The 15,041-nt window shown below is 37.3% G+C and carries 14 protein-coding genes; 7 read left to right on the forward strand and 7 right to left on the reverse strand.

The annotated features are described in order from the left end of the window. Nucleotides 1-108 precede the first annotated feature (108 nt). A complete protein-coding gene (locus KTH84_RS17890; RefSeq protein ID WP_262474552.1) occupies nucleotides 109-1,134 on the reverse strand; it encodes a hypothetical protein in 1,026 nt (341 codons plus the stop codon). A gap of 391 nt (nucleotides 1,135-1,525) precedes the next feature. Here KTH84_RS17890 and fadB point away from each other — a divergent pair, with 391 nt between their 5' ends. Next, nucleotides 1,526-3,679, forward strand: a complete 2,154-nt coding sequence (gene fadB, locus KTH84_RS17895; RefSeq protein ID WP_262474553.1) for a fatty acid oxidation complex subunit alpha FadB — start codon at nucleotides 1,526-1,528, stop codon at nucleotides 3,677-3,679. A 12-nt stretch (nucleotides 3,680-3,691) separates the two neighbouring features. Further along, nucleotides 3,692-4,864: an acetyl-CoA C-acyltransferase FadA gene (fadA, locus tag KTH84_RS17900; protein ID WP_005045141.1), complete on the forward strand. Its 1,173-nt coding sequence runs from the start codon at nucleotides 3,692-3,694 to the stop codon at nucleotides 4,862-4,864. Nucleotides 4,865-4,906: 42 nt separating this feature from the next. Here the strand turns inward: fadA and KTH84_RS17905 are convergent, their stop codons facing one another. Then, nucleotides 4,907-5,398, reverse strand: a complete 492-nt coding sequence (locus tag KTH84_RS17905; RefSeq protein WP_262474555.1) for a hypothetical protein — start codon at nucleotides 5,396-5,398, stop codon at nucleotides 4,907-4,909. A 279-nt stretch (nucleotides 5,399-5,677) separates the two neighbouring features. Here KTH84_RS17905 and KTH84_RS17910 point away from each other — a divergent pair, with 279 nt between their 5' ends. Further along, the gene (locus KTH84_RS17910; protein ID WP_262474556.1) at nucleotides 5,678-6,394 is read left to right on the forward strand and encodes a hypothetical protein; all 717 of its coding nucleotides are present in this window, start codon (nucleotides 5,678-5,680) and stop codon (nucleotides 6,392-6,394) included. A gap of 66 nt (nucleotides 6,395-6,460) precedes the next feature. On the opposite strand, the gene KTH84_RS17915 is transcribed toward KTH84_RS17910, so the two are convergent. Then, complete coding sequence (locus KTH84_RS17915) at nucleotides 6,461-7,105, reverse strand: RBBP9/YdeN family alpha/beta hydrolase (RefSeq protein ID WP_262474557.1); 645 nt, start codon at nucleotides 7,103-7,105, stop codon at nucleotides 6,461-6,463. A 71-nt stretch (nucleotides 7,106-7,176) separates the two neighbouring features. On the opposite strand from KTH84_RS17915, the gene KTH84_RS17920 reads away from it, so the two are divergent. After that, nucleotides 7,177-7,542: a MerR family transcriptional regulator gene (locus KTH84_RS17920; protein ID WP_262474558.1), complete on the forward strand. Its 366-nt coding sequence runs from the start codon at nucleotides 7,177-7,179 to the stop codon at nucleotides 7,540-7,542. Between the two features lie 21 nt (nucleotides 7,543-7,563). On the opposite strand, the gene KTH84_RS17925 is transcribed toward KTH84_RS17920, so the two are convergent. Then, a complete protein-coding gene (locus tag KTH84_RS17925; protein WP_262474560.1) occupies nucleotides 7,564-8,322 on the reverse strand; it encodes a hypothetical protein in 759 nt (252 codons plus the stop codon). 178 nt (nucleotides 8,323-8,500) lie between these two features. Between KTH84_RS17925 and KTH84_RS17930 the strand changes: the two genes are divergently transcribed. The 3 genes from KTH84_RS17930 (at nucleotide 8,501) to KTH84_RS17940 (ending at nucleotide 11,728) form a co-directional block, all read left to right on the forward strand. Then, nucleotides 8,501-9,202 (forward strand): DsbA family oxidoreductase, encoded by a 702-nt coding sequence (locus KTH84_RS17930; RefSeq protein WP_133975707.1) that lies wholly within the window; start codon nucleotides 8,501-8,503, stop codon nucleotides 9,200-9,202. 360 nt (nucleotides 9,203-9,562) lie between these two features. Further along, a complete protein-coding gene (locus KTH84_RS17935; protein WP_202742503.1) occupies nucleotides 9,563-10,705 on the forward strand; it encodes a hypothetical protein in 1,143 nt (380 codons plus the stop codon). A gap of 123 nt (nucleotides 10,706-10,828) precedes the next feature. Then, nucleotides 10,829-11,728 (forward strand): selenocysteine synthase, encoded by a 900-nt coding sequence (locus tag KTH84_RS17940; protein ID WP_262474563.1) that lies wholly within the window; start codon nucleotides 10,829-10,831, stop codon nucleotides 11,726-11,728. 82 nt (nucleotides 11,729-11,810) lie between these two features. Here the strand turns inward: KTH84_RS17940 and htpG are convergent, their stop codons facing one another. The 3 genes from htpG to KTH84_RS17955 form a co-directional block, all read right to left on the reverse strand. Further along, nucleotides 11,811-13,730, reverse strand: coding sequence for a molecular chaperone HtpG (gene htpG / locus KTH84_RS17945; RefSeq protein WP_133975713.1), 1,920 nt, complete (start codon nucleotides 13,728-13,730; stop codon nucleotides 11,811-11,813). Between the two features lie 100 nt (nucleotides 13,731-13,830). Further along, on the reverse strand, nucleotides 13,831-14,184 hold the full coding sequence (locus KTH84_RS17950) for a lysozyme inhibitor LprI family protein (protein ID WP_042894431.1): 354 nt from the start codon (nucleotides 14,182-14,184) through the stop codon (nucleotides 13,831-13,833). A gap of 187 nt (nucleotides 14,185-14,371) precedes the next feature. Beyond that, nucleotides 14,372-14,956, reverse strand: coding sequence for an OmpW/AlkL family protein (locus tag KTH84_RS17955; RefSeq protein WP_133975715.1), 585 nt, complete (start codon nucleotides 14,954-14,956; stop codon nucleotides 14,372-14,374). Nucleotides 14,957-15,041: the final 85 nt, after the last annotated feature.

The raw sequence follows: 15,041 nt of genomic DNA on the forward strand, positions 1-15,041 counted from the left end.
TAACAAACTCTCAAAGAAAATTCAGACCTAGAACCGCAAATATTATTTTTAATAAATAGAAATCTCAAAAATATTCATTCTTGAGATTTCCTAAACTTAGCTTTTAAATTAGTTTTGATATGCTTGCCAATTTAATGCAGTCAGAGAATCAAGTGCTTTTGCAGCGGTTTCATTATAGACATAACAACCAGATTTCAATTGTGCAATTTTTAATTGAGCAAGACGAATGTTTTTAGGATCATCGGTATTTTTTAAGAATATTTCCCAATGCTTAATCTCTTGATCAGCGGTCCAACCAATGTTACTCATGTAATCTGCTGCATATGTCTTACCTTGATATTGCACCGCAACACCAGCACCCACAGCAAAACCTAAACTAGTATCATAAATCGTTGTCCATGGAACATTTTGCCATGTCCCCTTAACTGCCTTATAAGTAAAACCAAATGGAGTCGTTTGATTCAAATAATTCAGATACTGAGCGTTTTCAGCATCAAAATCCTCAAAACTTTGATTAATTTCGTAATTTTGATCAACATTAAAAGCAAATGTCTCTAGATTAGATTTTTTTGAAACTAAACGATAACAACTACTTCCTTCAGGAAATTTACTCTGCCCATAAGTATTAAGAAATAAACGTCCCTTAGCTGTACTTTTATCGATAACTGGAAAACCTACTGCTCGATACCCTGGTAAAACAGTATCAAACATATTCTTATTAGAAAGGTCAACTCGTTGAAATTTCCAATCTTCTTTAACATCTCCAATGATGTCTAATCTCCAATCTGTCATTGAATTAAAATTCATGACATTGATTGCTTTATCAATAGGGAAATAGAGTTTTTTCTCTGTTAGCAGATAATCACCTAAAGCTTGATTAGAGGATCCATCCGTTGATTTTTTATTAAATATTTCAAAATAAGCATTATTTAGCTCATCTGTTTGTTCATTTAGATTATCTATTTGATCAGGGTTGTAATCCATAAAATAATAACGGGTACCATTCGCAATAGAATCTTGTGAATTACCACTTTGATTGTTATTCGCTGAATTATTATCACTAGAACCACCACCTCCACATGCACTCAACATAAAAGGAAGGATGGCGAAAATCATAAATTTATTTTTTAACATAATACATACTTTATTGAACATTTTTATAACACAAAGTTTATCCAAAGATAAAAAAATAGACAATACTTTCTGTCTAATAATTCTCAAATACTCTTAATTTTTTATTACCAGTTCAAAATTAAAATAATTAACTATCTGCTAGATTTTCTCTGTTCATATTGAACTCCTGCCAGTAAGCAGTCTTTTAAATAAAAATGTATTTTTCATATATATAGTTTAAGAAAGTTGTTAAAAAAAATTTGATGACCCTTGCGTCACGGCTTGATACAACTTGTCAGGTTTTTTTTAGATATAGTTATCGTAAGATTAGCGAAGCATAAATGTGTACCGAAGCTGTACACACGCTTCATAACATCAACTTAGAAGTCCTCCAAAACCAAGGAGATCAGGCATGATCCACGCTGGCAATGCCATTACCGTCCAAATGCTTTCGGACGGAATTGCAGAATTCCGCTTTGACTTACAAGGTGAGTCGGTCAATAAATTTAACCGTGCAACAATTGAAGATTTCCAAGCTGCTATTGCTGCGGTAAAAGCAAATAATGATATTAAAGGCTTAGTTGTTACCTCAGGCAAATCAACATTTATTGTTGGGGCAGACATTACCGAGTTTGGTGAAAATTTCGCTCAAGGTGAAAAAGCGATTGTTGACTGGCTTATGCCTGTTCACGAAATCTTCAATAGCTTTGAAGATTTAGACATTCCAAAAGTTGTTGCTATTAACGGTATGGCGTTAGGTGGCGGTTTTGAAATGTGTTTAGTGTGTGACTATCGAGTGATGTCAGAAACTGCACAGGTTGGCTTACCAGAAATCAAACTTGGTATCTACCCAGGTTTTGGTGGTAGCGTACGTTTAAGCCGTGTTATCGGTATCGACAACGCGGTTGAATGGATGGCGATGGCTGCTCCTAAAAAACCGGCTGCTGCGCTAAAAGATGGTGCTGTAGATGCGGTTGTAGCTGCTGATAAATTACTGGAAGCTGCAACAGACTTAGTTAAACAAGCAATTTCTGGTCGTTTGAACTGGAAAGCCAAACGTCAAGAAAAACTTGATGCTGTAAAATTGAACCCGCTTGAACAAATGATGGCGTTTAACACAGCTAAAGGTGCAGTACTTGCTAAAGCGAATCCGGCTCAATACCCTGCTCCAAAACTATTACTTGACTCATTACAAGCGGGTGCAAGCCTTACTCGTGACGAAGCATTAAAAGCTGAAGCTGAAGGTTTTGCTAAAGCAGCGATTACTCCACAAGCTGGTGCATTGATTGGTTTATTCCTCAATGACCAAGTTGTTAAGAAAACTGCTAAGAAACATGAAAAAGGTGCTCACCCTGTAAACCAAGCAGCTGTACTTGGTGCTGGTATCATGGGTGGTGGTATTGCTTACCAAGCGGCAAGCAAAGGCACACCAATTATCATGAAAGATATTGGTAACCCTCAACTTGCACTAGGTATGTCAGAAGCGAACAGCTTGTTAACTAAACAAGTTGAACGTAAGAAAATGAAACCTGTGCAAATGGGTGAAACGCTTGCACGTATCCGTCCTACTTTAAGCTACGATGAGTTTAAAGAAGTCGACATCGTGATCGAAGCAGTTACCGAAAATCCAAAAGTTAAAGAAATCGTTCTTGCAGACACTGAAAAGCATGTTCGTGAAAACACGATCATTGCGTCTAACACGTCTACAATTTCAATTACGCGTTTAGCGAAAGCTTTACAACGTCCTGAAAACTTCGTAGGTATGCACTTCTTCAACCCAGTTCACATGATGCCATTGGTAGAAGTGATTCGCGGTGAAAAAACTTCTGAAGAAGCGATTGCAACTACTGTTGTTCTTGCTCAAAAAATGGGTAAAACACCAATCGTTGTAAACGACTGCCCAGGGTTCTTGGTTAACCGCGTATTGTTCCCTTACTTTGGTGCATTTGACCTTCTTGTAAAAGACGGCGCAGACTTCCAACAAGTTGACAATGTGATGTCTAAGTTTGGCTGGCCAATGGGTCCTGCTTACCTCATCGACGTTGTAGGTATTGACACTGGTGTACACGGTGCAGAAGTGATGGCTGAAGGTTTCCCAGACCGTATGAAGCCAGACTACAAAGGTTCAATCCAAGCAATGTACGAAGCTAAACGTCTTGGTCAAAAGAATGACGTTGGTTTCTACAAATACGAACTCGACAAGAAAGGCAAGAAAGCAAAAACTGTTGATCCAACAGCGTATGAAATCATTGCTCCTTTCGTTACTGGTGAGAAACGCGAGTTTGATAACCAAGAAATCATTGACCGCATGATGCTTGCTTTCTGTAACGAAACAGTTCGTTGCTTAGAAGACAACATCGTTGCAACTGCAGCTGAAGCTGATATGGCAATGATTATGGGTGTAGGTTTCCCTCCATTCCGTGGTGGTCCATGTCGTTATATCGACCAAACAGGTGTTGCTGAATACGTTGCGCTTTGTGACAAATATGCACACTTAGGTAAGGCTTATGAAGCGCCACAAATGTTGCGTGACATGGCTGCTAACAACAAAAAATTCTACGGTTAAGGAGCAACGTGAATGGCTACTTTAAATCCACGTGACGTTGTCATCGTTGATGGCGTACGTTCTGCAATGGGTAAAACCAAAAACGGTATGTTCCGCAATGTACGTGCTGACAGCTTATCTGCTGAATTAGTTCGTGCACTCGTTGCTCGTAACCAGTTTGATACCAATGAAGTTGAAGACTTGATCTGGGGCTGTGTAAACCAGACTCTAGAGCAAGGTATGAACATTGGACGTAACATCGGCTTATTGGCTGACCTACCAAAAACTGTGGCAGGTCAAACTGTTAACCGTCTTTGTGGTTCTTCTATGCAAGCGCTTCATACGGCTGCTGCGCAGATTGCAACCAACCAAGGTGATATCTTCATTATTGGTGGTGTAGAGCACATGGGCCACGTAGGTATGATGCACGGCATCGACTTAAACCCAGAAGCTTCTAAACACTATGCAAAAGCATCTAACATGATGGGCTTAACTGCTGAAATGCTAGGTCGTATGAATGGCATTGGTCGTGAAGAACAAGATGCCTTTGGTGTTGAATCTCACCGCCGCGCTTGGGCTGCAACACAAGAAGGTCGTTTCAAAAACGAAATCGTTGGTGTTGAAGGTCACGATGCAAATGGTTTTAAAATCCTTTGCGACATTGATGAAGTGATTCGTCCAGATGCAAACCTTGAATCGTTCAAAGCTTTACGTCCTGTATTCGATCCAAAAGGTGGTACTGTAACTGCGGCTACATCTTCAGCTTTATCTGACGGTGCTTCTGCAATGTTGCTTATGTCTGCTGAGCGCGCACAAGCGTTAGGTTTAAAACCACGTGCTGTGATTCGTTCTATGGCTGTTGCAGGCTGTGACGCAGCAATCATGGGTTATGGTCCAGTTCCAGCAACTCAAAAAGCGCTTAAACGTGCTGGTTTAACGATGGCTGATATTCAGACTATCGAGTTAAACGAAGCATTTGCTGCTCAAGGCTTATCAGTAATGAAAGGCTTAGGTGTTTATGACAAGCAAGACATCATTAACTTAAATGGTGGTGCGATTGCTTTGGGTCACCCACTAGGCTGTTCTGGTGCACGTATCACCACTACGTTGTTAAACGTAATGGAACAACAAGATACTCAAATCGGTCTTGCAACGATGTGTATCGGCCTTGGTCAAGGTATTGCAACGATTATCGAACGTGTTTAATTAACACCAAGATAAAAAATCCCCGCTCAATGCGGGGATTTTTTATCGGCCTTTTAAACCATCTTGAATTTGCTGTTGTAAATTTATGAGGTCAGTAATATTCACTTTCATCGTACCCTCACGATAAGCATCGACATTACTTCGGTTAATTTTCAGAGGCTCTAACATTTTAAAAATACCGCTGGTCGGGTCAGAGGATTGTATTCCCCCTGCTACCGCTAAAATATATTCTTGTAAGAACGGAGAAAATTGAGACAAATCTGGCTGGGCCATGACTGGCTGATAATCTACCGTAGCCATGCCTTCAGGGACTAAAGCATTCTGTATATCGTAATGAGTTTTATACTCACGATGTTGCAGAGCCTGACGCACTTTTTTATCTTCCTGATATGGTACAAATCCTACCTCTTCACGCAGCTCAGATTCAGCCATAACGCGAATTGTTGGTAAAGTAGCAACTTCTTCAGCTTGAACAGTCGGTAAACCCATAAAAGCAAATGCAGCGATCAAAGCTGATTGTTTTAGAAAGTTCATAACTTGCTCCAAAAATCAGTCACCCTATTCAAATTAAAAGATGATGATTAAATTAAAAGTATCTATAAATAGGCTACAACAAAGTTGGTTTTGATTCAGTAAGGCTCAGATAAACGGTAAATATAATTAAAATTTTTAATGTAATAGTAGGGAACTTTATAAAAATATTTTAGAAATTAGCCTGAATGTGACTAAGTCAGATCATACTGTTAGATTTAAATATTAAGATCTTTTGTTTATAGTCAGACTTTTATAAATCCATTGAATTCAACAGAAATAATGAACTTTAAAATATTAAATCAGAACTTTCTCATGAGCTGCCTGCTAGTCAGTTTATTTCTCACTGGTTGTACGAGTAATCGTGTTATTGGTGAAAGTACACGAGAGCTATTTACAAAATATGAGTCAGGCCATGAATGGATCACTTTAGTTGAAGATGATGTGATAGCATTCGGAAAACCATCAATATCTCTCCCTAATGAACCGGAGAACAGTATTGTCATCGCAGGTAAAAAATATAGTTATGTCATTAGTAAAGGCGGTAACGATTTCATTCAATTAATTAGCCAGTTAAATCCACAATATATTCAAATAAGTAATGATCTGGATTTTATTGCACCTGCTTCCAACAGTAACCATTTTAACGGACATATTAGATTTTCTTACACTCCACCTAATGGAAAACTGAATGAAAAGGAATTAACTTTATTCAAACAATATGGCGTGGTTCAGTGTAACTGCACAGAAAAGTTAGAATCACATAAATTTGATCTTAATCTTGAAGGAACTGTTTATCCTCCTGTAAACAATCTTAAAACAATAACCCCTTTATCTAAGCCATATCACGTCAGAATCAAATATCTTCACGATAAAAGCGGAAAAGTGCCCTTATCAACTAAGGAGAAACTAGCAAATTTACCACTGCTTCCGTTTACCTTAACTTTCGATATTATCGCTTTACCTGCGAAAGTCATGGGTATCATTTACCAGCCTTAATAAACTCTCCCTGAAAAACAATGATTTTTCAAAAAGTAAAATCCCCGATCAATACGGGGATTTTTATTATTTCCCTAACATCTCTTTTAAAGAATTCACTACTTGCGGAAACTTCGTATAACCTTCCCTACCTAAAAAATGCCCGCCATTAGGTACTGTAATGTACGGCGCCTCAATATCTTTAGCGAATTGAATCGTAAGTTTTGGTGGAACCAAATCATCATTATCAGACAAATAAACGAGTTTTTTCTTTATGTCATGAAAGTAACTCGTATCGACTTTGCTTTTTGTTATATAAGCATCGAGTGGAGAAAAATCTGAAATAGGTCCAGAAAATCCAGATACTAAAATCATTCCACCAATCTTTTGATAATCATGTCTTTGTAAAAAGTGCAGCAAAGTAATCACACCTAAACTGTGTGCAACAAAGTAGGTATTTTCATTTACAACAGGGATATGTTGGTCTAAAACCTTCTGCCATGCTTCCACATCTGGGTGTTCCGAGTCTGGAAATGGAATTAAAGTAACAGTGGTATGTTCATCTTCTATTTGATGTTTTAAATCTAAAAACCAGTGATCATCTATAGAAGCAGAGTAACCATGAAGTACAAATATTTGACGCATGTTGTTCTCCTGAAGTTCAATTGTTTTGGCATTTGCAACGAATGACATGAAGCCGAATAACACCAATAAAATGAGTTTTCTAATCATGGAACAAGTACCATTTTGAAAGATATAAACATGCTAAACTATGACACCACTGTTAAGGTCAACCCTATTTTATGAACCTTGCAAAAGTTGCCGAGCTTACAAAAGTAAGCCCTCGTATGCTGCGTTATTATGAGAGTTTAGGGCTTATACAGCCTCTTCGGGCGAGTAATAACTATCGAAGTTATACGCAAAAAGATATTGAAAATATTAAGAAAATTAAAATATTAAATGATGCAGGAATGAATCTAAAAGACATTCAGGCTTTGTTGCCTTGTTTTGATTTAGATGAACGCATATTTACGCTATGTTCAGTGGTTCAAGAAAAGCTACAAACTGAGCTCATGCACGTGTCCGAGCAGTTAATCAAACTACAAACTTCTCAAAGTTTATTACAATCTTTTTTAACTAAAGGAAAAGCTGAGAGCACCAATCCATAAATTTTGATGCTCACGTTCAATTTATTCTTTTAATTCTCCTTCTAATGCAGCTACATTTCTTTTCTTAATTTTTTCAATTTTTGCATTCAGCTTTAAAACATCTTGATAAAGCTGGTTAAACTTTTTGACCTGAGCATTTTCATGAAAAAGAATCATTTGGTCTTTCTTTTGCCATTCATAATTTTTTAGAAGTTTAAACATTTCTTCTGCTTTATCTAAAATTTGCAGTTCAATCATAAAAATTGCATGATCTTTATCAGCTTTTTGTTGAGTACCTAATTTCATTTCAAGCAGTTGTCTCATCTCTGCATCTACAGATAATTCCTGAACCTTCGTTAAAAAGGTTTTATGAATTTTTTCATATTGAGTTTGATATTTATCTGAAGCTGTACGAACATCGATTAACATTTTTTCTGTTTCTACATACTTCTGTTTTTTATCAATATCTAAACGATCAACATTTAAAAAAGTATCCCATTTTGCCGCCTTTAACTCTCTTAAATATTCATTACGTGCATTTATATTTTGAATCCAATAACTTAAAAGAAATTCTGAAATTTGTTTATAGTGTCCTGCCAACCGTTTATCGTGAATATCGAGCTGGACGGGTTTAGACCAGTCTTGTGCTTGGTCATAAAGCTGGTTCATTTTTTCAGTCATGACCACATCAAACATTTGGCTACTGTCTTTGGCCTGTTGCTGTTTTATGTGTTGATAGGTGAAAAAAATAATACTCGTGATAACAACCAGACTTGCAATTGCAATCAAAACTCGGCGCATACACACCTCCTATTTCCCTTCTTATAGTTTTGCTCTTTATAGTTATAAAATAGAGCTTATATCTTCTTTATATGCCATTTATTTCACAATACGCAACACTCTATTCGCTATTCAAAGCTTTAAATCCTTGGACATCATCCCTATTATGATGGGTAATTAAAATTTATGAGATTCTCCCATGCGTGTTGATGTCTGGTCTGATGTAGTTTGCCCTTTCTGTTATATCGGCAAAAAACGCCTTGAACATGTAGCTGCTGAAGCAGGTATTGAACTTGAAATTCACTGGCATAGTTTTGAATTAGATCCTGATGCACCAGCAAAACATGACACTTCAAACACCGAGCGTCTAGCTAAAAAATATGGCCGTACCTATGAAGAGATGGAAGAAATGGAGCGCAATATTGCGGCCATGGCTGCTTCTGAAGGTATTGATTTCCAATGGCAAAAGGCTAACTCTGGCAATAGTTTTAATGCACACCGTATTATCCACCTTGCGCAAAGCAAAGGCCTAGGCAACCAAGCAAAAGAAGCTTTCTTCCATGCTTATATGACCGAAGGTTTAGCAATTGGTGAACGTGAAGTTGTTGAAGAAATCGCTTCTCGTATTGGCCTTGATAATGCCGAAGTTGAGTTTGTATTAGATACAAATGAACTATCTGACTTTGTTCGTCATGACGAAAAAATTGCGAAAGAGCAGTTAAATGTTACTGGCGTGCCATTTTTTGTATTTGATCAAAGAATTGCACTTGCAGGTGCTCAACCACGTGAAGTCTTTTTAAAAGTCTTAGAGCAAGCACAGCTCAAAGCAAATGCTGAAGAAGTTGAGCAGGATGATGCGGCTGTTTGTAATGATGAATCATGTGATATTCCACAGAAATAAGTCAGCACAATTGAAAGTGTGATTAAATCGTATGTTTTATCACCATTTTAGCAATAGAGCGTTCTAAAAAAAGAACTATCCAATTGTTTAAAATCAGTTTATCATTGCGGCTTAGAATATTCGCGCTGTAATGTTCTGTTTTTTATGTGTTTAATGATCGGAATTTGAAGTTTCCTTGATCTATCATCCCCCTTAATTGGGGGATTTTTTTTGGTTAGAAATAATCGCCACTAGCTTAAACTCTTTAAATTATTTCAAATATGTAAAAAAAGTTAAATTTACTTAACTTTTGTGTCGTCCTCTTGATTTTATTAGAAAAATCAACAAAATTGAAAACAACAACAAAACATAAAGATAGATATGAAAATATTTCACGTAATACCTTATCGGCAGCTTTTTGCACTTATAACTATTGGATTCGGTTCAGTGTGCATCACTCATGCAGAAACCACCTCTTCCTCTCAAAAACAGCAAGCAGAAGGTTTGTCATCTGGAGTTCAAACCGAAGTTACAACAGATGAAAATCTATTAGATCAGATCCCACGTTGGGTAGATGCGACCCCAACCATTTTTCCAGAGCAGTCTAATCAACCGATTGTTCCACCTACCGAACAAACAGAAGATCAAACATGGGTTGACCGTAAACAAAAGAATATTCGTCATTGGGCCGATCGTACTTCTGAAAAAATTGATAACTGGTTTGGTGAAGTCGACCCACAGAAACCTGCTACAGCAACCATCCGTGTAATGGTCGATAACTATTGGAATGAATACGACAATTTTGAAATTAAGCCCAGAATTCGAGGTAGGATTAAGCTACCTACTCTAGAAAAACGTCTAAGCGTGGTCTTTGGTGATGACTCTTTAGATAACGAATTTGATAATAGCCCAGCCAATATTAACCAGAACCCGAATCAAGATTCAAATAAGAAGTTAGATGGTAAGCAAACTCGAGATGACAACAGTTCCATTGCTTTACGCTGGTCAAATTTTTCTAAAAGACTGCCTTTTGAAACAGATGCAGACTTAGGTATTCGCTCTGGAGACGATATTTACGTTCGTTTAAAAGCATCAAGAGATTGGCAATTACGTAATGATTTTAAATTCTATGCAGAGCAAATCTATCGTTACGGCATAGACAGCGAAAACTACTTACGTACTAATCTTGAGCTTACACATGCCAGACCAAACCAACCGTTTTTATCGAATCAGTTCAGCTTAACCTATGCCGATGACCAAGACGATGATCTAGCTTGGGAAAACCGGACTTTCCGCGAGCATAGTTTCTTTGCAAACAACCGTTTTAACTATGGTATTTATACAAGTGGTTATTACAACGACAGTGACTTACGTTTAAACAGTTGGGGGCCGTTTGTTTCATGGCGCCAACCCGTTTTACGTGAATGGTTCTTTGTTCAAGGAGATGTAAATTACTTTAATGACCAACGCGAAGATCGCAACCATTTTGTCAGCACATTCTTGCGTTTAGAGGCTCTTTTTTAAGCTGCCAAACATCACCTTGGAACCTTCATCCAAGGTGATGAATAATAAAATACTTTTAAATAAAAATTTAAGCTTAGTCTCTTAAAATTTTATTCTAATTTTTGATTCTTTATTTTTTGAACGATGAATCAATTCTCTCCTTTTTCATTTCAATACAGATCGGCTGCGTTAGTTTGTATTTATAGTTTGGGCGTATTGGCTTTACTTCCGCATACTCAATTTTTTTATACTTCTTTAAAGCACCAACGTTCAAGACGACATTCCTACTCGTCCAACCAACTCAACAAAGCAAACAGACAATCTCTGCCATTTGCACTCTCTCCTTGTGAAATAGAGACAAATAATGCTTTACCCGATGTAGCCTTAATTCAAGAGCTTATGGCGGTATTTGGAAATGATACGTTATGGAAGCGTGCGCAGTCTGAACATCCTTATAAAGCCTTAGGCAAAAAAAAGAAGAAGGCTTCGTCAAATCAAGCTACTTTAACAAATCCACTCAGTGCAAGCTGGACCACCATTTCAACCTGGATGCCTTTTGAAAATAATCTTGATTTAGGTTCAAACTCAGAAAGCGATGTCTATGTACAATTTTTGGCAAAGAAAAAATGGAATTTAAGGCATAACATTAGCTTGGATACAGAGCAGATTTTCCGTTATGGTTCAGCCAGCCGGAACTACACCGAAACCACCCTAAACTTAACGCAAAAGGTTCAAGACAACACACTGTTTTCCAATAAATTTAATGTAAACAAGAGCGAGAATGAAGATTACAATTGGGGAAACTGGACTTTTCAACAGTTTGAGTTTGTAAAAGATAATAGTCTGACTTACGGTGTTTATAGTGGTGGCGTATATACCAAAAATGATATGCGACTAAATAGCTGGGGACCTTATATTTCATGGCGCCAGCCTGTGTGGCGAAATTGGCTTTTTATGCAAAATGATCTTAATTTTTTTAACCATATTGATGATGATCCGAGACATCAACTCAGCGTTCAAATGAACCTAGAAGCTAATTTTTAGCCAAAAATCACCAGATTGTGGATAACTCTTTCTTTATCCACAAAAAAGCCCCTGACGGTTCAGAGGCTTTTTTTACGCCGAATTATTTCAGCAATAAGCTATTAATACGTTTTACATAAGCTGCTGGGTCTTCTGGTAAACCACCTTCAGCAATAACAGCCTGATCGAAAATCACATTTGCCAAATCATCAAAATGTTCTGAACCTTCAAGTTTTTTCACTAATGGATGTTCAGGGTTAATTTCTAAAATTGGCTTAATTTCAGGAACTTCTTGCCCCGCTTGTTTTAACATACGGATGAGTTGAGGTGATAACTCACCTTCACTTGTCACTAAACACGCAGGAGAATCGACCAGACGCGTAGTTACGCGTACTTCTTTGGTTTTCGCTTTCAATGAATCACTTAGCTTATCAACAACAGGTTTGAACTGTTCAGCTGCTTGCTCAAGTGCCTTTTTCTCTTCAGCATCTTGCAAGTCACCTAAGTCAACCGCACCTTTAGAAACATTCTTTAATGGCGTACCTTCAAACTCTTGAACAAAGTTCATTGCCCATTCGTCCACACGCTCTGCCATTAACAGTACTTCAATGCCTTTTTTCTTGAACAACTCAAGCTGTGGCGAGTTTTTCGCTGCTGCTAAACTGTCAGCAGTCACATAATAGATGGCTTTTTGGCCCTCTTTCATACGTGCCTTATAGTCAGCGAAAGAAGTCGTCACTTCATCATTTGTTGAAGTCGCATAACGCAATAATTTTAAAATGCGTTCGCGGTTACCAAAGTCTTCGCCCAAGCCTTCTTTAATGACTGAGCCAAACTCACTGTAGAATGTCTTAAATTTTTCTTGGTCTTGTTCATCTTCCGATTTAGCCAAACCATCAAGCACAGTTAACACACGGCGTGCATTACCTTCACGAATCGTTTTTACATCACGGCTTTCTTGCAGCAACTCACGGCTTACATTGAGCGGTAAGTCTGCACTATCCACCACACCTTGAACAAAACGTAGATAATTTGGAATTAAATTATCTGCATCGTCCATAATGAACACACGTTTTACATAAAGCTTAATGCCCGCTTTTGCTTCACGAGTAAAAATGTCATGTGGTGCTTTACTTGGAATATAAAGTAATTGTGTATATTCGGTGCTACCTTCAACACGGTTATGGGCCCAAGCCAGTGGAGCTTCAAAGTCATGCGTTAAGTTTTTATAGAACTCAACGTACTGCTCTTCAGTCACTTCGCTCTTGTTACGTGTCCATAAAGCACTGGCTGAGTTAATCGCTTCCCACTCGCCAGTCTTGACCATTTGACCGCCTTTAGACTCTTCGCCTTCAGCCGCCTCTTCCTCTTGCCAAACTTCTTTTTGCATTTCAATTGGCAAGCTAATGTGGTCAGAGTATTTATTAATAATCTGCTTAACTTTATAAGATTCTAAATAATCAAGCGCATCATCACGCAAGTGAAGAATGATATCGGTACCACGGGAAGCTTTATCAATTTGCTGAACTTCAAACTCACCCGTACCACCGCTAATCCAACGCACCCCTTCAGATGCATCTAGACCTGCACGGCGTGATTCCACTGTAATTTTATCGGCAACAATAAAACCTGAGTAAAAACCAACACCAAATTGACCAATCAACTGAGCATCTGCTTTTTGATCACCCGTCAATTTTGACATGAAATCTTTAGTACCCGATTTTGCAATCGTACCTAAGTTATCAATCGCTTCCTGCTGGTTTAGGCCAATACCATTATCAGAAATTGTTAAAGTTTTATCTTCTTTATTTAAAATGACACGTACATGTAAATCTGGATCATTTTCATAATATTCAGGATGATTAATTCCTTCAAAGCGCAATTTATCACATGCATCTGATGCATTAGAGATAAGCTCGCGTAAGAAAATCTCAGGGTTAGAATAGAGAGAATGCGTCACTAAATGTAAAAGCTGTGCAACTTCCGCTTGGAAACTATAATTTTGTGATGCTTGTTCACTCATAAATCACTCCTTAAATTTTGAAGTCTGTTTGTTCTCGAATGCTTTATGAATGGAGTACTTCTAGAATTTTTCAATCCTGAATATTAAAAATTTTTTCTAATTAGAACGGCCCATGACTTAATACTCTATCTTGCAATATCGTATCTAACTGTTTTTGGCGTTGCTGATAAGCTTTGCTAATACAACTTACACCAGCAGCACAAGCATTTCTTTTTTTCAGCCATTGCTGCTGAGCATCTTTTTGACTATCGCGCCCACCCATCGGCAATGCATGCAGAACAATTTGGTAGGTTGTTGCCATTTTTACATCTGCATCATTTAAGGAACGGTTTTTACATATACTTTTTTCCGTTTTCGTTTTTGCAGCATCACACGAGAAACTTGCAGCTTGTAAATTTTGTGTGAACGCTATACCACTAAAAAGTGCTAAACAAAGCGCTAATTTGTTATTCATGATTTTATTCCCCTGTTTGTAATGAATAAAAATTAGTTTAGAAAAAAATATGCATAAGATGTGTAGAAAACTGTCTGTTTTATGCTTTTTTTAGTGCAAATAAACTCATAAAAAAACCTCACATAAAAATATATGTGAGGTGCCTGAGTCTAGGTTTATTATTATATTGTTCTATTTATTATTATGCTTAAAATTTATAGCTATAACCTAAAGTGTAAACAAACGGATTAATATCTAAATCAAACTTAGTCCCGTCATTTAAAGTAACTTCTGGACTTAAATCAGCATAACGAACATCGACAAACACGCCCCAATTTTTAGCATCAGCAGGTTGGAAATTAAAACCAACTTGTCCTGCAACACCAAAATCTTCTTTCACATCTTTTACAATGCCATCTTCATCCCAAGCAATAAATGCTGTAGCGCCAACACCAATATATGGCGTAAAACGAGTCGAATTTTTAAAATTATATTTAGCAGTAATCGTTGGTGGTAACTGTTTAAGACTCGCTACTTTATTTCCATTTAACAACACATCATGGTTAATTGGTGCGGCTAATAATAACTCTGCCGAAAATGGAGATTGACCAAAAAAGTATTCTACTGATGGCGTAAATGCATATTCATGGTCTGCTTTAACTACAGTGTTTTCAGCAAGTGTCGTATCTTCTGATGGCGCGATAACACTACCACCAAATTTTACTTGCCAGTTACCAGCAAATGTAAAAGAAGACATCCCCATTAACGCAACAACCAAAACTTTTTTGAACACTTTAATATCTCCAACCTTATTTATATTTATAATAAACATGTATTTTAATATCATGCAATACTCATTATAAAACTATTTTATATTT

The organism is Acinetobacter sp. WU_MDCI_Abxb74 (assembly GCF_025513915.1).
In the GTDB taxonomy this organism is placed as follows: Bacteria; Pseudomonadota; Gammaproteobacteria; order Pseudomonadales; family Moraxellaceae; genus Acinetobacter; species Acinetobacter calcoaceticus_C.